At 63.3% G+C, this 18,423-nt stretch carries 18 protein-coding genes; 12 read left to right on the top strand and 6 right to left on the bottom strand.

The features are described 5' to 3' along the window. The first annotated feature begins 75 nt into the window (after nucleotides 1-75). Nucleotides 76-933 (top strand): lysophospholipid acyltransferase family protein, encoded by an 858-nt coding sequence (locus tag RLEG4DRAFT_RS19970; protein ID WP_003579392.1) that lies wholly within the window; start codon nucleotides 76-78, stop codon nucleotides 931-933. Between the two features lie 2 nt (nucleotides 934-935). Here RLEG4DRAFT_RS19970 and RLEG4DRAFT_RS19965 read toward each other — a convergent pair whose 3' ends face one another. Continuing rightward, nucleotides 936-2,036, bottom strand: a complete 1,101-nt coding sequence (locus RLEG4DRAFT_RS19965; RefSeq protein ID WP_003579390.1) for a hypothetical protein — start codon at nucleotides 2,034-2,036, stop codon at nucleotides 936-938. A 114-nt stretch (nucleotides 2,037-2,150) separates the two neighbouring features. Between RLEG4DRAFT_RS19965 and RLEG4DRAFT_RS19960 the strand changes: the two genes are divergently transcribed. The 3 genes from RLEG4DRAFT_RS19960 (at nucleotide 2,151) to RLEG4DRAFT_RS19950 (ending at nucleotide 4,599) form a co-directional block, all read left to right on the top strand. Further along, on the top strand, nucleotides 2,151-2,735 hold the full coding sequence (locus tag RLEG4DRAFT_RS19960) for a nitroreductase family protein (RefSeq protein WP_003579388.1): 585 nt from the start codon (nucleotides 2,151-2,153) through the stop codon (nucleotides 2,733-2,735). Next, a complete protein-coding gene (locus RLEG4DRAFT_RS19955) occupies nucleotides 2,735-3,346 on the top strand; it encodes a flavin reductase family protein (protein ID WP_003579387.1) in 612 nt (203 codons plus the stop codon). Before RLEG4DRAFT_RS19960 ends, RLEG4DRAFT_RS19955 begins: the two co-directional genes overlap by 1 nt. A 107-nt stretch (nucleotides 3,347-3,453) precedes the next feature. After that, nucleotides 3,454-4,599 (top strand): DUF2336 domain-containing protein, encoded by a 1,146-nt coding sequence (locus RLEG4DRAFT_RS19950; RefSeq protein WP_003579385.1) that lies wholly within the window; start codon nucleotides 3,454-3,456, stop codon nucleotides 4,597-4,599. Here RLEG4DRAFT_RS19950 and RLEG4DRAFT_RS19945 read toward each other — a convergent pair. After that, the gene (locus RLEG4DRAFT_RS19945; RefSeq protein WP_003579383.1) at nucleotides 4,596-5,006 is read right to left on the bottom strand and encodes a hypothetical protein; all 411 of its coding nucleotides are present in this window, start codon (nucleotides 5,004-5,006) and stop codon (nucleotides 4,596-4,598) included. The two genes, RLEG4DRAFT_RS19950 and RLEG4DRAFT_RS19945, sit on opposite strands and share 4 nt — an antisense overlap. A 129-nt stretch (nucleotides 5,007-5,135) precedes the next feature. Here RLEG4DRAFT_RS19945 and RLEG4DRAFT_RS19940 point away from each other — a divergent pair, with 129 nt between their 5' ends. After that, nucleotides 5,136-5,594: a GNAT family N-acetyltransferase gene (locus tag RLEG4DRAFT_RS19940; protein WP_003579381.1), complete on the top strand. Its 459-nt coding sequence runs from the start codon at nucleotides 5,136-5,138 to the stop codon at nucleotides 5,592-5,594. A gap of 14 nt (nucleotides 5,595-5,608) precedes the next feature. Here RLEG4DRAFT_RS19940 and RLEG4DRAFT_RS19935 read toward each other — a convergent pair whose 3' ends face one another. The 3 genes from RLEG4DRAFT_RS19935 to parE form a co-directional block, all read right to left on the bottom strand. Beyond that, on the bottom strand, nucleotides 5,609-6,814 hold the full coding sequence (locus tag RLEG4DRAFT_RS19935; protein WP_003579380.1) for an AI-2E family transporter: 1,206 nt from the start codon (nucleotides 6,812-6,814) through the stop codon (nucleotides 5,609-5,611). A 115-nt stretch (nucleotides 6,815-6,929) separates the two neighbouring features. Next, nucleotides 6,930-8,084, bottom strand: coding sequence for an esterase-like activity of phytase family protein (locus RLEG4DRAFT_RS19930; protein ID WP_003579379.1), 1,155 nt, complete (start codon nucleotides 8,082-8,084; stop codon nucleotides 6,930-6,932). A gap of 202 nt (nucleotides 8,085-8,286) precedes the next feature. Then, nucleotides 8,287-10,425, bottom strand: a complete 2,139-nt coding sequence (gene parE, locus RLEG4DRAFT_RS19925; RefSeq protein ID WP_003579378.1) for a DNA topoisomerase IV subunit B — start codon at nucleotides 10,423-10,425, stop codon at nucleotides 8,287-8,289. A gap of 219 nt (nucleotides 10,426-10,644) precedes the next feature. Between parE and RLEG4DRAFT_RS19920 the strand changes: the two genes are divergently transcribed. From RLEG4DRAFT_RS19920 to RLEG4DRAFT_RS19900, 5 genes are all read left to right on the top strand, one after another. Further along, nucleotides 10,645-11,544: an alpha/beta hydrolase gene (locus tag RLEG4DRAFT_RS19920; RefSeq protein ID WP_003579377.1), complete on the top strand. Its 900-nt coding sequence runs from the start codon at nucleotides 10,645-10,647 to the stop codon at nucleotides 11,542-11,544. Nucleotides 11,545-11,681: 137 nt separating this feature from the next. After that, nucleotides 11,682-12,452, top strand: coding sequence for a triose-phosphate isomerase (gene tpiA, locus RLEG4DRAFT_RS19915; protein ID WP_003579376.1), 771 nt, complete (start codon nucleotides 11,682-11,684; stop codon nucleotides 12,450-12,452). Between the two features lie 118 nt (nucleotides 12,453-12,570). Next, nucleotides 12,571-13,092 (top strand): preprotein translocase subunit SecG, encoded by a 522-nt coding sequence (gene secG / locus RLEG4DRAFT_RS19910; protein WP_003579375.1) that lies wholly within the window; start codon nucleotides 12,571-12,573, stop codon nucleotides 13,090-13,092. Between the two features lie 144 nt (nucleotides 13,093-13,236). Further along, nucleotides 13,237-14,865, top strand: coding sequence for a CTP synthase (locus RLEG4DRAFT_RS19905; RefSeq protein WP_037093886.1), 1,629 nt, complete (start codon nucleotides 13,237-13,239; stop codon nucleotides 14,863-14,865). A gap of 74 nt (nucleotides 14,866-14,939) precedes the next feature. Next, nucleotides 14,940-15,410, top strand: coding sequence for an SRPBCC family protein (locus tag RLEG4DRAFT_RS19900; RefSeq protein ID WP_037094689.1), 471 nt, complete (start codon nucleotides 14,940-14,942; stop codon nucleotides 15,408-15,410). A 39-nt stretch (nucleotides 15,411-15,449) separates the two neighbouring features. Here RLEG4DRAFT_RS19900 and RLEG4DRAFT_RS19895 read toward each other — a convergent pair whose 3' ends face one another. Continuing rightward, the gene (locus RLEG4DRAFT_RS19895) at nucleotides 15,450-16,538 is read right to left on the bottom strand and encodes a citrate synthase/methylcitrate synthase (protein WP_003579372.1); all 1,089 of its coding nucleotides are present in this window, start codon (nucleotides 16,536-16,538) and stop codon (nucleotides 15,450-15,452) included. A gap of 84 nt (nucleotides 16,539-16,622) precedes the next feature. Between RLEG4DRAFT_RS19895 and RLEG4DRAFT_RS19890 the strand changes: the two genes are divergently transcribed. Together RLEG4DRAFT_RS19890 and RLEG4DRAFT_RS19885 are read left to right on the top strand one after the other, a co-directional pair. Beyond that, nucleotides 16,623-17,768, top strand: a complete 1,146-nt coding sequence (locus tag RLEG4DRAFT_RS19890) for a citrate synthase (protein ID WP_003579371.1) — start codon at nucleotides 16,623-16,625, stop codon at nucleotides 17,766-17,768. Nucleotides 17,769-17,903: 135 nt separating this feature from the next. After that, nucleotides 17,904-18,422: a FecR domain-containing protein gene (locus tag RLEG4DRAFT_RS19885; RefSeq protein ID WP_003579370.1), complete on the top strand. Its 519-nt coding sequence runs from the start codon at nucleotides 17,904-17,906 to the stop codon at nucleotides 18,420-18,422. Nucleotide 18,423: the final 1 nt, after the last annotated feature.

Here is an 18,423-nt window from a genome sequence, read left to right as displayed (position 1 = left end):
GGCGCTGTCGGAAATCTGATATGAAGCTGCAATATTCTCGTCACGAACGGGGAGCGGGATCATCCCGATGCCGGATTGCGGTTCAAAGAACTATCCTATGCCAATGATGGGGATCCGCGCTTGAAGCGCTGGCTGATCCGTTCGATCGAGGGACTTTCGGGCCGCGATCGCTATGTCAGTCTCTACGAGACCTGGCGCAGCGACATCGTCGGCAAGAGCGACCGGGTGTTCGCCAAGACCCTCGATCTCATCGACGTCGCAGTCGACATCAAGGGTAACTGGCCGCTCGAAGCCGTTCCAGCCGAACCGATTGTCATCGTCGCCAACCACCCCTTCGGCATCGGCGACGGCATTGCCGTGCTGGCGCTTGCCGAACAGCTCGGCCGTCCCTTCAAGGTGCTGATCCACAACGACCTTTTGAAAATGCCCGAGATGGCGCGCTATTCCTTGCCGATTTCCTTCGAAGAAACCAGGCAGGCAATGGCGATGAACATGAAGAGCCGGAACGAGGCGGTGCGGCTGCTCAAGGAAGGCACCACTATCGTCGTTTTTCCGGCGGGCGGGGTTGCGACCGCCAGACGGGGCTTCGGCCGCGCCGAGGACCTGCCCTGGAAGATGTTTGCGGCAAAACTCATCCAGGCGACGCATGCCAGCGTTCTGCCAATCTATTTCGAGGGTCAGAACGGCCGGCTGTTCCATCTGGCGAGCCTGGCATCGATGACGCTGCGCCTGTCGCTGCTGATCGGCGAATTCCGCCGGCTGTCTGGCAGCACGATCACGGCGCATGTCGGCAAAGTGCAGAGTTGGGAGGCGTTGAGCAGCGGCAGCGACCGCAAGGGTCTGCTGGCCCGCCTCTATGAGGCCGTCTTCTCGATGGCGCCGCCGAAGCGCGCCCGTCAAAGGTTTCTGCTGAACCGAAACCGCTCGCGCTAGGATCAATCGAGGCTGGTGTCGTCGCCGCCCTGCGGCGCGAGCTGTTCATAGGAGGGGAGCGGGGCCACCGGAGCCGGCTGGACACCTGGAGGCGGCGGCGTTCCCACAGGCACTTGCTGCACCGTACGGGCCGCATCGTTCACCGGCGGCTGCGGCTGCTGATCCTTCATCAGGACCTCGACATCGGTGTTCCTGCCGGCAACGACGGTGAAATCGCGCTGGTAGATCTTGTCCTTGTTGCGGGCGACGGCGGAATATCCGCCTTCGGCGAGAACCATGGTCGGGAAGGCGCTGACGCTTTCGCCGACGCTATCGCCGGCCGCCGTCAGGATCGACCATGCGGTATCGGCGATCGCCTCGCCGCCGGCATCGGAGACCAGCTTGAAGGTGACCTGCGCGGCGCGATGCTGGATCGTCGCCTCGGTCAGCTTGCCGGCTTCGACCTGGATATCGGCGCGGATGACGGCGTTGACGCTGCCATATTCGGAAACGATGTGGTAGGTGCCGGCATTGAGGCGGACGACGGTGTTCGGCGAGACATCGGCCGTGACGAGGCCCCGCTCGCCGTCCTCGCGCACTTCCGAGGAATAGATCGAGAAGCTCAACTGGTCGGGGCGGATGCGGGCATCAGTGCCGGAGACGGCATTGAGCAGCAGGCCGCCGGCATCGAGCACCATCACCTGCTTGTCGACCTGGCCGTCGGCCGGAATGGTCAGTTTCTTGGTAACCCCGGCTCGGCCGAAGGAGACGTTGACGAAATAATCGCCGGGAGCGAGCTGGAAGGCAGCGGGTCCGCCTTTGGCGCTGGCGATCAGCGGCAGCTTGCCGTCGGTTCCGGCGATCGGGCTGAAGACATACCAGGACAGGCCTTCCTCGACCGGTGTGCCGTCCGCCGTCAGCTTGGCTTCCATCGAGACGTCTCGCAGCTTGACCCCTTCGGGCGCCGTGCCGGGCGCGATGAAGGCATCGAGCTTCGGCATCTTCGGCGTCGATTCAAGCTGCTTGAATTCCTTGAAGGCATCCTGGGCGCCGGCGCCTGGAGGCGTCAGGATCGTCAGGGCAATGGCAAGGCCGATGCGTGCAAAAGGCGAAATGCCAAACATCTGTTTCGTGAACCGATTGACTTCTGAAATCGCAAAGGCCACTTCAAGACCAACGCGATGGCAAATTCAAGACCCACCCTTTGCAGCAGCATAAAAATGAGAGTTTCTCCCCGAATGAAATCCGATATCAAGCTGATCGATTACCTCGCCGTGCGCCGCTCCATCCCCGCTTTCCAGATGTGCGAACCAGGCCCAGAAAAGGCCGAAATCGAGGAAATCCTGCGTCTTGCCTCGCGTGTTCCCGATCACGGCAAGATCGCGCCATGGCGTTTCATCGTCTATCGCGGACAGCACCGCGCCCACCTTGGCGAGGAGCTTCTGAAGCTGGCGCTCGAGGCAAAGCCCGAGCTTTCCGAGGAGATGATCCAGGTCGAGCGCGCCCGTTTCACCCGCGCGCCGGTGGTCGTTGCCGTCGTCAGCAAGGCGGGGCCGCATATCAAGATCCCGGAATGGGAGCAGATGATGTCGGCCGGCGCGCTCTGCTTCAACGTCATCCTCGCCGCCAATGCCAGCGGTTATGTCGCCAACTGGCTGACGGAGTGGTTTGCCTATGACCAGCGCGCCTATCCGCTGCTCGGCGTCGGGCCTGATGAAAAGGTGGCGGGTTTCATCCATATCGGCTCGACGACATTTCCGGCGATCGAACGGCCGCGGCCGGAGCTTGCCGATACCGTGACCTGGGTCGGCGGGGAGGACTGATGTTCTACACCACCGACAGCAACCGGCACGGGCTGGCGCATGATCCGTTCAAGGCGATCGTGTCGCCGCGCCCGATCGGCTGGATCGGCAGCAAGGGCAGGGACGGTTCCATCAATCTCGCGCCCTATTCCTTCTTCAACGCCGTTGCCGACCGGCCGAAGCTGGTGATGTTTTCATCCGCCGGGCGCAAGGACAGCCAGCGCAATGCGGCCGAGACCGGTGTCTTCACCTGCAATTTCGTCAGCCGTGATCTTGCCGAGAAAATGAACCTGTCCTCGGCGGCACTGCCTTACGGCAACAGCGAATTCGATTTCGCCGGCCTGACGCCCAAGCAGGCGGAACTGATCGACGCGCCCTATGTCGGCGAGGCGTTCGCGGTGCTTGAATGCAAGGTCACCGAGATCCTCGAGCCGAAGACGCTGTCGGGCACGCCTTCCGAAAACGTCCTTATCTTCGGTGAGGTGGTCGGCATCCGCATCGACGAGGCGATCGTCAAGGATGGACGTCTCGACATGTCGCTCGCCCGGCCCGTCGCCCGCATGGGATACATGGATTACAGCGAAGGCTGCGATGTTTTCGAGATGATCCGGCCGCATCTGCCGAAGGTTTAGGCGGAACGGCAAGGCATACAAAGGCTTAAGAAACATGGTGAACCAATCTTAAACCTTTTGCCGCTACGGTCGCAGCATTGAATGAAACGCGCGGGAATCGCGTTCAAGTGCTGGGGCGTCGCGTGATCATAGAAGCTTTCCTTCGTTGGATCGAAACGGCCAAGACCGGTGACCGGGCCCGGGCCGCAAATGCACTCGGGCGAGCCTATCTGCAGTCGGAGATGACGACGGACGAGCGGGCGGCGGCCGAGATGGCGATGACCTTTCTGCTCGACGATCCGTCGCCGCGCGTGCGGCTGGCTCTTGCCGAGGCGATCGCCTGGTCGCCCGATGCGCCGCGCAGCCTGATCCTTTCGCTTGCCGAAGATCAGCCCGAAGTCGCCTGCCATGCGGTGACCTGTTCGCCGCTTTTGAGCGATGCCGATCTCGTCGATCTTGCCGCGCGCGGCAATGGCGCCACCCGCATGCTGATCGCGGCGAGGGCGCATGTGACGCGCCCGGTTTCGGCTGCGCTTGCGGAAGTCGGCGACGAGGAAGAGCTGCTCTGCCTGCTCGAGAATGACGGCGCGGTGATCTCCAGCCAATCCCTGAAACGTATCGCCGAACGGCTCGGCGACTGCTGCGACATCCGCAACCTGCTGCTCGACCGCAGCGATCTTCCCGCCGATGCCCGCCAACTGCTCACCCAGCATGTCAGCAATGCGCTGGTCGGGCTGCCGCTCGCACAGGCGGCGATCGGCCTGCAGCGGCTGCAGCGCATCAGCCGCGAGGCGACCGAGGCTGCAATCGTTTCGATCGCCGGCGACATCGCGCCACGCGAGATACCCGACCTCGTCCAGCATCTGCGCCTCAATGACCGGCTGACGCCGTCCTTCCTGATGCATGCGCTTTGCGCCGGCAAGGTGGATTTTTTCGCCGGCGCGATCGTCGATCTCACAGGCTGCGGCGAACGCCGCGTGCGTTCGATCCTGGCAACCGGGCGCATGCATGCGGTGCGGGCGCTCTACGAGTCGGCCGGCCTGCCGAGGGATATCAGCGTCATCTTCGTCGAGGCGACAATGCTCTGGCGGGACGCCGCCAGAAAAGCGCCGGGCAGCGTGCTCGGCACTATCTGCGGCCGTCTTCTCGAAAAATTCCGCCATCACGACGGCGCGCACGGCGCCGTCGGCGAACTGCTCGACATGGTGGAAAAGCTTGGTGTCGCCGAACAGCGGCAATCGGCCCGCGTCTATGCGGCGCTTGCGGCCGCCTAATCGGCCAGCCGCGTCACCACCCAGGAATAGCTGGCGGAAACGAAATGTACCGGTTTGACGAGCGTGTCCTTCACGCTCCTGCCGGTGGGCAGATGGTCGCGGACCCGGCCGGCAATATCGTCGGCAAAGCCAAGCAGGCCCTGGGGGCGCTGTTCGGCCGCTTCAGGAAGGGACGACGGTACCGGCGCCGGCTTCGGCGGTTCGGCGGCAGCGACGGCTTTCGGCGCCTCACATACCGCGATCACCGAGGGATAGCTGACATTGGCGTAGGTTTTCAGCCGACGTTCGGCTTCGGCATCGCAGGCGGCAACCGTCTCCCAGCGTTTATCGACTGTCGCGACATAGCTGCATTGGCTGATGGAATCGTCGCAACCGAGAATGGTCATCGCGATCAGCACCGCTTGCATATTTTGCCTCCTTGGCTATTGAGCATGTCATCGTCTTAGAGGGCGCAATTCCAACCGAATGAAGGCAAGGGCATTAACTCTTGTTCATGTCGGGAAAAACTGTGCCCTGCGCCAGCAGAAAGAGGCAGCATGTCCGTCACCATTGCCCTGGAGCCGCCGCGTCAGGACGGCGTCATCCGGCTACTCGATCTTTCCGATGCCTATGCGCAGTCACTCTATCCCGCCGAGAGCAACCATCTGGTCGATCTCTCCCTGCTGGAAAAGCCTGCGGTGAGTTTCCTGGTCGCCCGCAACGGCGATGCGATCGTCGGCTGCTGCGCGCTGGTCGAGGCCGGCGACGGCACGGCGGAGATCAAGCGGATGTTCGTCGATCCAGAGGCGAGGGGGCTGAGGATCGCCAGCGGCCTGATGAACGCGCTCGAAGCGATCGCAAGGGAAAAGCGGCTGACGGCGATCCGGCTTGAAACCGGCATCTACCAGCCCGAGGCGATCGCTCTCTACCGCAAATACGGCTACGAGGACATTGCGCCCTTCGGCAGCTATCTGCCGGACCCGCTTAGCCTGTTCATGGAAAAGCGGCTGGGATAAAGGGCGGCAAATGTTCAGCCTTCGGCGATGCGGGGGATCGTTTTGGACGGCGGCGGCGCCTGCTCGTCAATAAGGACCTGCGGTCCCGTCTCGCCCTTTTCGGCGTTGCGGGCCTCGTGGATCCATTCGCGCCAGATGGCGACGATCAGCGCCATCAGCACCGGACCGATGAACAGGCCGAGGAAACCCATCGTCTTGACGCCGCCGACGAGGCCGAAGAAGGTCGGCAGGAAAGGCAGCTTGATCGGGCCGCCGACGAGCTTCGGCCGCAGCGTCTTGTCGACGATGAAGAGTTCGACCGTGCCCCAGACGAAGAGGCAGATGCCGGCGACATGCGAGCCGCTCGCCAGCAGATAGATCGAAACCAGGGTGAATGACAGCGGCGCGCCGCCTGGAATGAGCGCCATCACGCCCGTGAGCACGCCGAGCGTCACCGGCGACGGCACGCCGGCGATCCAGTAGGCAACGCCGAGCACGATGCCTTCGCCGATCGCAATCAGCGTCATGCCCATGACGGTGGAGCTGATCGTCGCCGGCACGACGCGGGATATACGCTCCCAGCGGTTCGGCAGGATGCGCTCGCCCAGCATGTCGATCTGTTTGGAGAAGGAAAAGCCGTCGCGATAGACGAAGAACAGCGCAATCAGCATGAAGAGCAGCGTCAGCAGCAGGTGAAAGGCGCCGCCGCCGGCGGCAAGCACGGCACGGTAGATATTACCGATATTGGCGCCGCTGACCGCCTGGATGACATCGCCGAGAGCGCCGGGGCTGCCGATATATTTGGTCCAGACTTCATCGAGATAGGCGCCTGCCCAAGGCAGCGCGACGATCCAGTCGGGTGTCGGGGCGCCGGCGCGATTGGCGTGGATGGCCCAGGCAACCCAGTTGCGCACTTCGCCCGTCGTATAGGTGGCCGCAAGCCCGATCGGGATCACCAGGAAGGTGATGATCAAGAGGATGGCGATGGTCGCGGCGATCGTCGTATTGCCGCCGACGCGGGCGAGAAGCTTGCGGTATAGCGGCCAACTGGCGAAGCCGATGACAAGCGCCGCCAGCACCGGCACGAGGAAGCCGTAGAAGAAGTAGACGCCGGCCGCGACGATCAGAACCAGCAGCCAGCGTGCCGCCGAAATCGAGGGGATCAGCGGTGTACGTGTCGGCGCTGACGATCCGAGCCATCGCGGTTCATGATTGCTTTTCTGACGGTCGAACACACCCACACGCGCCTCTTCTTTTTCTTGTACTCTGGTTATGGGCCATCACCCCCGCGGTTTCAAGGTCCGCACCGTGAAAGCGCATACAAAGCGTCGCTATTCGGCCGTCAGAGCTGATCTCTTACTGTTGCGGACGGCGCAAAATCTTGAAGGCGTAGAATTGCGTCTTCTGGGCGGCCGAGAAATTATTGTCGGAGCCGAGAATGAGAACGTCGGTACCGTCCTTGGCCTTGCCGAGCGACATGGCCTCGATATTGTCGGGAACGAGACCGATTGCTCTCAAATCAAGGATCTGGCTCTTGCGGGCGGGGACGACGCGCTGGTCGTTCTTGGCGAGCGAAGCGATGGCGGATACATCGGTCGCGTCGGCGAGATCCATCATCATGATCTTGATGGTGTTGCCGAAGCCCTGGGCGTAGCTGCGCTCGACGGCGAGCAGACGGTGATCGTCGAGTGCGAGCATTTCCGACATGCCGTTATCGTTGCCGCCGTCGGCCTTGGTAGCGGCCTGCGGGATCGGCGAGACAGGATAGACATATTGAGCCTTGGATTCGCCGGTTGCGCCGTCATAGCGGATGATGCGCAACAGGCTGCCTGTCGTCAGCGAGGGGTTCGGGCCGTCCTGGTAGAGGGCGGCTTCGACGCCGACGAAAACATCGCCCGAGGGTGCCACGGCGAGATCCTCGAAGGCGAGATTGTCGCGGATCCCGGTCGACTTGTCGGCGGTCGGCGCAAATCCGTCCGGCAGCTTGAATTCGCGGACGAAGGAACCATCCGGCGCAGTGACGCGGATGAAGGGCGGCAGCAGCGCCTTGCCGTCGCCTTCGCTGCCCCAATAGATGCCGTCCTTGCCGAGGCGGATCGATTCCGGATCGACGGTCCTGGCGGCGAAAGGCTCGCCGTTCTTATCCTTCAGTGTGACGTGCTTGACGACCGAAACGCCCTTCAGGCCCGATGCGTCGACATCGACATCGAGTTCATAGAAGCGGGCGGGAGCTCTTTCGGAGCGGTCGTCGCTGATGGCGAGGTAATGGCCGGTGGCGGCATCGAAATCGAGGCCGGAAATGCCGCCCAATTCGACGCCGTTTTCCATTTGGCCTGTGGGGATAACGAATTCACCGAGATAGGAGAGCGAAATGCCGGCGGCGCAATCGCCGAAGGGGCAGGCAGTCTCGACGGTGGCGCCGATAGCGGTGGCCCCAATATCTGTGGCACCGGCAGTGAGGGTGCTGGACAGGAGAACGAAAGCGGCAGTCGCGACAAAACGCTTGGTCATGACAAATATCCGGCAAGGGGTTGAAAACGGTTCGAACCGGCGCAGGCGTTTCTCCCTTGGGAGGCCGCGCGCCGACCGCTTCATGCGCCGGTTGTTTGACGGAGTTGTTACGGTTCTTCGTCAGTTCGATGAAATCGAAAATGCTAAAATGCGGCGCGTCGAACCCTGTCTATCCCACGGTCCGGCGCGTGATCAGCATGTTTTAAATATCGAGGTTTTCGGCGAAGGCTGCGCGTTCCTGGATGAAGCGGAAGCGGGCTTCCGGCTTGGTGCCCATCAGATCATCCACGGCGCTGCGGGTGCCCTCGAAATCCACCTCGTCGATCATGACCTTGAGCAGGGTGCGCTTGGACGGATCCATAGTGGTTTCCTTGAGCTGGGCGGCCATCATCTCGCCGAGGCCCTTGAAGCGGCTGATCTCGACCTTGGCCTTGCCCTTGAATTCCGTCTGCATCAGCTCGGCGCGATGATTGTCGTCGCGGGCATAGGCGGATTTCGCTCCTTGGGTAATCTTATAGAGCGGCGGCACGGCGAGGAAGAGATGTCCGCCGCGCACCAGCTCCGGCATTTCCTGGTAGAAGAAGGTGATGAGTAGCGAGGCGATATGGGCGCCGTCGACGTCGGCATCGGTCATGACGATGATCCGCTCGTAGCGCAGGTCTTCCTGGCGGTATTTCGAGCGCGTGCCACAGCCCAGCGCCTGGATGAGATCGGCGAGCTGCTGATTGGCGCCAAACTTTTCGCGGCCGGCACTCGCAACGTTCAGGATCTTGCCGCGCAGGGGAAGAATGGCCTGATTGGTGCGATTGCGCGCCTGCTTGGCCGAACCGCCTGCCGAATCGCCCTCGACGATGAAGAGTTCGGCGCCCTCGGCGGTGTTCTGCGAGCAGTCGGCGAGCTTGCCGGGCAGCCGGAGCTTGCGCACCGCCGTCTTGCGGTTGACTTCCTTTTCCTTGCGGCGCCGCAGGCGCTCCTCGGCGCGCTCAATCACCCAGTCGAGCAGCTTGGCCGATTCATTCGGATTGTCGGCAAGGTAATGGTCGAAGGGATCGCGGAGCGCGTTTTCGACAATGCGCTGGGCCTCGACGGTCGCCAGCTTGTCCTTGGTCTGGCCGACGAATTCCGGCTCGCGGATGAAGACCGACAGCATGCCGACGGCCGAGATCATCACGTCATCGGTGGTGATCTGGGCGGCGCGCTTGTTCTGCGTCAGCTCGGCATAGGCCTTCAGGCCCTTGGTCAGCGCGATGCGCAGACCCGCCTCGTGCGTGCCGCCTTCGGGCGTCGGGATGGTATTGCAATAGGAATGCACTTGCGGATCGCCGCCATACCAGGTGATCGCCCATTCCATCGAGCCGTGGCCGCTCACCTTCTCGGTCTTGCCGGCGAAGATCTCGCGGGTGACGGTGAATTCCTTGCCCATCGTCGCCTGGAGATAATCCTTCAGGCCACCGGGGAAGTGGAAGACGGCCTTGTCAGGCACTTCCGAACCTTCGGGCAAAACACCCTGCTCGCAGCTCCAGCGGATCTCGACGCCGCCGAACAGGTAGGCCTTCGAGCGCGCCATCCGGAACACCCGGGCGGCATCGAACTTCATGTGATCCCCAAAAATCTGGGGATCGGGATGGAAGCGCACACGGGTGCCGCGGCGATTGTGGACGTCGCCCAATTCTTCGAGCCCGCCCTGCGGCAGGCCGCGAGAGAAGCGTTGGCGGTAAAGCTTGCGGTTGCGCGCCACTTCCACTTCGAGGTCGTCGGAAAGCGCGTTGACGACCGAGACGCCGACGCCGTGCAGGCCGCCCGAGGTCTCGTAGGCCTTGCCGTCGAATTTACCGCCGGCATGCAGCTTGGTCATGATGACTTCGAGCGTCGACTTGCCCGGCACCTGCGGATGGTTCTCGACCGGGATGCCGCGGCCGTTGTCGGAGACGGTGATATAACCCTCGAGGTCAAGATAGACCTCGATGAAATTGGCGTGTCCGGCGACAGCCTCGTCCATCGCATTGTCGATGACTTCGGCAAAGAGGTGGTGCAGCGCCTTCTCGTCGGTGCCGCCGATATACATGCCCGGGCGCATGCGCACCGGCTCGAGGCCTTCGAGGACGCGGATCGACGAGGCGCCGTACTCGTCCGAGTTCGACGCGGCGGGGGCGGGGCGCAAAGATGCTCCGCCAGCAGGAGGGGCTCCAGCAGTAGACGCGGCTCCGGCAGCAGGGGACGCTGCGGTGGCAACGGGCGCAGCCGTTACTGGGGGCCGCTCGGCCGGGGCGGCAGGCTTCTGCGCCTCCTCGCGTTTTTCAGAGAGGGGCATTCCGGAAAAGAGGTCGTTGCTATCGTCCATGGAGCCGTTCAGATCTTCATCCTGTCTTGGGTCTGGCTTGGGGCTTGCATCCGCCGCCGACCCAAAATCACCGCATTTCATGCCACGTTTGCGAATCAGGCAGATTTTGCCAGAAAGCACCTCTATACGCGACACCGCCGGTTTTGGCGGCTTTTCACACATGATTTGCGTTGCCGGGCGCAGAATGGCAAGCGGCGGCAGGCCTCAGGAACCATCCGAATGCGAATGTCCACAAGTCATTGCACCATAATCACCGCAATTGCGGCGTTTTTCCTGTCCGCGGCCGTCCTGTCTGCTGTTGGCCCTGCGCGGGCTGCCGATGCACTGCCACCCTTCAAGGACGATCTGTTCTCGAAGCAGGCGATCTTGCAGACGGGCGATGACGGCGCCCTCGAGGTGATCGACTATGACGAGATGCGCGATATCAATGGCCGCGATCAGATCCCGCAGAAGCGGGTGCAGCAGAAATATGTGGCGCTCGGCATCCGCAAGGCCCAGGCCGACGAGACCTTGTCGCTCGACGGCATCAAACTCGATGTCACCAGGGTGGGACCGGCTCAGAATGCCGCCTTCACGGTGATTTTCATCCATGGCCGCGACGGCGATCGCCGGCTCGGGGCCAATGATTACAGCTTCGGCGGCAATTTCAACCGGCTGAAGAACCTCGTCGCCGGCAATGGCGGTGTCTATTATTCGCCGACGGTCAAAAACTTCGACAGCAACGGCGTTGCCGCGATCGCCGGCCTTATCCGCTATGCCAGCGCCCAAGCGCCGGGGCGGCCGGTCATCCTTTCCTGCGCCTCGATGGGCAGCCAGGTCTGCTGGGGCATTGCGCGCGACGGCGACAGCGTCAAGCGGCTGAAGGGCATGCTGATCATGAGCGGCGTCACCGATCCTGATTTCACCAGGAGCGCCTTCTACAAAGCGAAGCTGCCGCTCTGGTTCGCCCATGGCAGCCGCGACCCGGTCTACGCCGCGAGCGAGCAGCAGGCGCTGTTCGAAAGCCTGCACAAGGCGAAATACCCGACGCGCTTCACGCTGTTTCAGACCGGCAATCACGGAACGCCGATCCGGATGATCGACTGGCGCAGGGTCTTGAACTGGATTCTCGCAGGCTGAAGCGCGCTGCCTAGCGTTTTTCGGCAGAAATATGGCTGGGATCGCCGAGATTCCCCTTACGTCAAGGGCATGATGCTTTTCTTTGCCGCAAGCTTTTGATATGGCCCCAGGCATAGAGAGATTTTGGGAAGACCGGCATGACACCTGACGTGCGCCCGCTCGTGGCGGGAAATTGGAAAATGAACGGCACGCGTGCCTCCCTCGATCAGATCAAGGCGATTGCCGAGGGCGTTCGCCCGCCGCTCGCCGACAAGGTCGAGGCGCTGATCTGCCCGCCGACGACGCTGCTCTATGTGGCGACGGCGCTCTGCACCGACAGCCCGCTTTCGATCGGCGCGCAGGATTGCCATCAGAAAGCGTCCGGCGCCCATACCGGCGACATTTCGGCTGAAATGATCGCCGATGCTTTCGGCACTTATGTCATCGTCGGTCATTCCGAGCGGCGCACCGACCACGCCGAAACGGATCATCTGGTGCGCGCCAAGGCGGAGGCAGCCTTTGCCGCCGAACTGACGGCGATCATCTGCATCGGCGAGACGGCGGACGAACGCCGCGCCGGGCAGGCGCTCGACGTCGTCAAGCGCCAGCTTTCCGCTTCGGTTCCGGACGGCGCCACCGCCGAAAACACCGTCATCGCCTACGAGCCGATCTGGGCGATCGGCACCGGTGTGACGCCGACATCGGGCGATGTTGAAAAGGCCCATGCCTTCATGCGCGCCGAACTCGTGGCCCGCTTCGGCGATGAAGGCCGCAAGATGCGCCTTCTCTATGGCGGCTCTGTCAAGCCGGCCAATGCCGGCGAACTGATGGGCATTGCCAATGTCGACGGCGCGCTGATCGGCGGGGCGAGCTTGAAAGCCTCCGACTTCCTCGCCATTTACCGGGCCTATGAGGCGCTGCTCGCCTGAGGCATTGTTCATTCGCAGTTTATTCCGGGCCCAAGGGCTTGGAATAGATCAAAGCCTCATGTAAAGAGCCGCCAGAATTCTTACTTATGTCCGTCTCCAGGCGGGCAGGACTGGACCCATGCAGACCGTATTGATTGTCATTCATCTCATGATCGTGCTCGCCCTCGTCGGCGTCGTGCTCATCCAGCGTTCGGAAGGCGGCGGCCTCGGCATCGGCGGCGGTTCGGGCTTCATGTCGGCCCGCGGCACGGCCAATGCGCTGACGCGCACGACCGCGATCCTTGCGACCCTGTTCTTCCTGACCTCGCTCGGCCTCGGCATTCTGACGCGTTACGAAGGCCGTCCGAGCGACATTCTCGACCGCATTCCGGCAACAGGCGGCCAGGGCAACGGCATTCTCGATTTGCTCGGCGGCGGCGCGCAGGCTCCGGCAAATCAGCCGGCAGGCAACGGCGTTCCGAGCAGCGGGGCGGCAGCGCCCGCACCGCAGGCTCCCTCGACGACAGCACCGGCAGCAACTGCTCCGGCCCAGGCTCCCGCTGCCACCGCACCTGCAGCGACTGCCCCGGCAACGACTGCGCCTGCAGCTCCGGCCACGCCGGCACCGGCTCAGCCTTCCGGCGTCCCGACGGGACAGTAAACCGGGCTTCGACATAAACCGCCGGCAGGCCCCAGGGTCTGCCGGTTTTCTTTTGTTCAGATTCCAGCGCCACGCTTCGAAAATTCCGGAAAAGAATTTTTGGGGCTGGTGGAATCGTTTTTGAGAAGGTATCCGGTGAATCCCATGGCGCGATACGTATTCATCACTGGCGGCGTGGTTTCCTCTCTCGGAAAAGGAATTGCGGCCGCGGCTCTCGGAGCCTTGCTGCAGGCCCGTGGATATCGGGTCCGGCTTCGCAAGCTCGATCCCTATCTGAACGTGGACCCGGGCACGATGAGCCCGACCCAGCACGGCGAGGTCTTCGTCACCGACGACGGCGCGGAAACCGATCTCGATCTCGGCCACTACGAACGCTTCACGGGGCGTTCGGCGACCAAGACCGACAACATCACCACCGGCCGCATCTACAAGAACATCATCGACAAGGAACGGCGCGGCGACTATCTCGGCGCGACGGTGCAGGTCATTCCGCACGTCACCAACGAGATCAAGGATTTCGTTGTCGAGGGCAATGACGACTACGACTTCGTCATCTGCGAAATCGGCGGCACGGTCGGCGACATCGAGGCGATGCCGTTCATGGAGGCGATTCGCCAGCTCGGCAACGATCTGCCGCGCGGCACCGCCGTCTACGTCCACCTGACGCTGATGCCCTACATTCCCGCTGCCGGCGAGCTGAAGACCAAGCCGACCCAGCATTCGGTCAAGGAGTTGCAGGCGCTCGGCATTCATCCCGATATCCTGCTGGTGCGCGCCGACCGCGAAATTCCGGAAGCCGAGCGCCGCAAGCTGTCGCTGTTCTGCAACGTACGCCCGTCCGCCGTCATCCAGGCGCTCGACGTCGCCAACATCTACGATGTGCCGATCGCCTACCACAAGGAAGGCCTTGATGACGAAGTGCTTGCCGCCTTCGGCATCGAGCCGGCGCCGAAGCCGCGTCTCGACCCTTGGGAAGAGGTCTGCAACCGCATCCGCACGCCTGAGGGCGAAGTGACGATCGCGATCGTCGGCAAATATACCGGCCTCAAGGATGCCTATAAATCGCTGATCGAGGCGCTGCATCACGGCGGCATCGCCAATCGCGTCAAGGTCAAACTCGAGTGGATCGAGTCCGAGGTCTTCGAAAAGGAAGATCCGGCGCCCTATCTCGAAAAGGTGCATGGCATCCTCGTGCCGGGCGGCTTCGGCGAACGCGGTTCGGAAGGCAAGATCCATGCAGCCCGCTTTGCCCGCGAACGCAAGGTGCCGTATTTCGGCATCTGCTTCGGCATGCAGATGGCCGTCATCGAGGCGGCGCGTAATCTCGCCGACGTGTCCGGCGCCTCCTCGACCGAATTTGGCCCGACCAAAGAGCCGGTGGTCGGCCTGATGACCGAGTGGGTCAAGGGCAACGAGTTGCAGAAGCGCACCGCAGCCGGCGATCTCGGCGGCACCATGCGCCTCGGCGCCTACAAGGCGGCGCTGAAGAAGGGCACGAAGATCTCGGAAATCTACGGTTCCACCGATATTTCCGAACGTCATCGCCACCGCTACGAGGTCAATGTCGACTACAAGGACCGGCTCGAGAGCTGCGGCCTGGTGTTTTCCGGCATGTCGCCGGACGGTGTGCTGCCGGAGACGATCGAATATCCCGATCACCCCTGGTTCATCGGCGTGCAGTATCACCCGGAGCTGAAGAGCCGGCCGCTCGACCCGCATCCGCTGTTTGCCAGCTTCATCGAAGCGGCAACGGAACAGAGCCGCCTCGTTTAAACACAACGACGATCCAGATCGCGCGATTTCAAGCGCGATCTGGGAAAGTGCTGGTGCTGCTCTATGTCGCCGGCATGGCCCCCACACGCAACACGACCGTTTCACGCTTCATCGCCGCGCCGCCCGAGCGCATCTACCGCGCCTTCCTGGATGCGGAGGCGGTCGCCACCTGGCTGCCGCCCGGTTCGATGCGGGGCATCGTCCATGCCTTCGAGGGCAGGGAAGGCGGCGCTTTCAGCATGTCGCTCGTCTATCCCGATGACGAGGCGGCGCAGCCGGGCAAGACCTCCGAGAAGACAGACAGGTTCGAAGGCCGTTTTGCCAAGCTCGTACCTGACGAACGCATTGTCTGGACCACACGGTTCGATTCCAAGGATAAGAGCTTTTCCGGCGAGATGACGATCGGCACGACATTGGCGCCTGCCGATGGCGGCACCGATGTGACGATGGTCTGCGACAACATTCCCTCGGGCATTCGCCTTGAAGACAATGAGGAAGGCTGCCGTTTGACGCTCGGCAACCTCGCCGCCTTCGTCGGCGGTTGAGCTTGGCGGCAGGGACGCGCCCCGCCGCCGAGTTCCATCTCAGGCAGCAGCCGGCAGTGGGCCGATATAGACCGAGCGCGGCCGGATCAGCCGGCCGTCGAGCGCCTGTTCGCGGGCATGCGCCAGCCAACCGACGGTGCGGCCGATCGCAAAGACGCCGGTGAAGGCCTGACGCGGGAAGCCGAGCGTTTCCAGCAGCAGTGCGGTATAAAATTCGACATTGACGTCGAGCGGCCGGTCAGGCTTGCGAAGCTTGAGGATCGCCAAGGCAGCCGCCTCCACGGCTTCGGCCAGAGCGCCGCGGGCGCTGTCCACCTGTCCGGACGCGACCAACGGCTTCAGCGCGCCTTTCAGCGCATCGGCGCGCGGATCGCGAACGCGGTAGATGCGATGGCCGAAGCCCATCAGCCTTTCGCCGCGGTCGAGCGCTTCGCCGAGCCATGGCCCGGCATTCTCCGCTGTTCCGATCGCGTCCAGCATGTCGAGCACGGGACCGGGCGCACCGCCATGCAGCGGTCCTTTCAGTGCGCTCAACGCCGCCAGGACCGACGAGGTCAGGCCGGCATGCGTCGAGGCGATGACGCGCGATGCGAAGGTCGAGGCGTTGAGGCCGTGGTCCGAGATCGTCACGAGGTAGGTATCGAGTGCTGCCGTTTGCTCCTTGCTCGGCAACTTTCCGGTCAACATGCGCAGGATATCGGCCGCCTGCGACAGCGAAGCGTTGGGCGCGATCGGTCTTTGACCGTGCTGCAGACGCAGAACCGCCGGTAGGTAGACTGCGGGCGCGGCCATGAGGCTGAGCGCCGTGTCGAAATCCTCGCCGTCGGGCAGCCGGGCAATCAGCGCCCGCGTGGCATCGACCGGGGGCAGGGCGAGCACGGCGGCGTCGGCAGCCCTGACGTGTTCGAAGACCCTCTTTCGCGCTTGCGCCAGCCACTCGCGCAATTCCGCTTCACCGAAGCTTCGTTCCATCAGCCCGTCGAGCAATAATGCGGCGACTCCTTCATAGGTGCCGCCGGCGACCAGATGATCCAGCGATACGCCGCGGATGATCAGCCGACCCGCTTCGCCGTCGACATCCGAAAGCTGCGTTTCGGCGGCAATGACATCTTCCAAGCCGTTTTTCATGTTGTTTTCTCCTTTACGGCCCAGATGATCCGACCTAGTCTCATTGACGTCAATCTTGATGCAATTGATCAATATGAGGCTCCGATGTCGTGGTTGACCGCCGAGGAGGCGCTGCGGGCGCTGAAGACCAAGCCGCAGACGCTCTACGCCAATGTCAGCCGCGGCCGCATCCGGGCGAAGGCCGATCCCGCCGACCCGCGCCGCAGCCTCTACCAGTCTGCCGATGTGCAGCGGCTCGCCGAACGCCATGCCGGTCGCCGCAAGACCGAAACCGTTGCCGCCGAGGCGATCCGCTGGGGCGATCCGGTTCTGTCCTCGGCAATCTCCACCATTATCGGCGGACGGCTTTTCTATCGCGGACGGGACGCGGCCGATCTTGCCGAAGCGGCGACGCTGGAGCAAACGGCGGCACTGCTCTGGAATGGTGCGGATGTGGTGTCCTCCAGCGCCGAAGCCGGGCCCGCCGCTCCCTCGCTCCAGGCTGCGTTCGTGGCGCTTGCCGGGCGAGTGACATTGGATCTGCCGTCGCTCGGCCGTTCGCCGGCAGCCCTTCGCCGCGAGGCGCAAGGTGTGCTCTCCACCGTCGCAGATGCGCTGGCGCCTGGGCCTTCGGATCAGCCGCTGCATTGCAGGCTTGCGGCAAGCTGGCAGCGACCTGATGCTGCCGATTGCCTGCGTCGGGCTCTGGTGCTGCTTGCCGATCACGAACTCAATGCCTCGACCTTTGCGGCGCGGGTCACGGCATCGGCGGGTGCGGCCCTTTCGGCCGCCGTGCTTTCCGGCATGGCGACATTGACGGGGCCGCTGCATGGCGCCGCCTGGCAGGGCGTCGACGCCTTGATCGAGGCGGCCACCGTCCTTGGAGCGGCGCAGGCAATCCGCCGTACGCTTGCCCAGGGCAATCGGCTGCCGGCCTTCGGTCATCCGCTCTATCCCGACGGCGATATCAGGGCCTCGGCGCTGCTTTCGCATTTTCCCCTGCCGCGGGACTTTGCCGAGCTTCGGGATACAGGGGAGGCGGTGGTCGGCGAGAAGGTCAACTTAGATTTCACGCTTGCCGCGATGGCCGCCGCCTTCGATCTTCCGAAGGAAGCGCCGATCATCATGTTCTCGCTTGCCCGTTCCGCCGGGTGGCTGGCGCATGCGATGGAACAGATCGACAGCGGCGACTTGATCCGGCCGCGGGCGCGCTACGCCGGACCAGCGCCCGAAACCGACACCAGGCGCTAAGAAATCGCCTTGCGATTGTGGCGGTTTGCTTTTTTGCCTAGGGAAATATCCGAATTCGGCTATCATGCCCGACATGGAAGAAGACGGTTGGCGGCGCTTTCGAAAAAGCTGTCCGCACGGTCATGGGGGCTTTCCATGAATAGGACGTTTCGCAGCCTGCTCGCCGCCGCACTTGCTGTCGGCCTCATTCCGCATGGGGCGGCCTTTGCGCAGTCTGCCGGCTGCACGATCGCACGCGACGCCGGCGCCCGCCAGGTGTTCAGTTGTCCAGGCGGCGTCAAGGTGACGGCAGAGGCCGGCGCCTCCTTCCGCCTTGCCGACCGCAACGGTGACGGCAGTCCCGATTCGGCATCGCTGCGGCGCAAGGCCATTCTCGTCGATGTCGACAGCAGCCAGCATGCGGGTGGTTTCCAGGTGGTGACCCCGCAAGCGATCGCTGCCGTGCGCGGCACCCAATGGGCCGTCGACGTCGCAAGCGGCAAGACCTCGGTTCTGGTCGTCAGAGGCAGCGTCGCGGTGCGCCGGCCGGCCGGTGAGCAAGTGGTGCTGTCGCCGGGCGAGGGCGTCGACGTCAGCGGCGGGACGGAGCCGCTGGTCGTGCGGCGCTGGCCGGCGCCGCGTGTTGCCGCACTGCTTGCCCGTCTCGGCCAATAAT

The sequence above is a fragment of the Rhizobium leguminosarum bv. trifolii WSM2297 genome (assembly GCF_000271845.1).
This window is presented reverse-complemented; position numbering and strand designations above follow the sequence as displayed.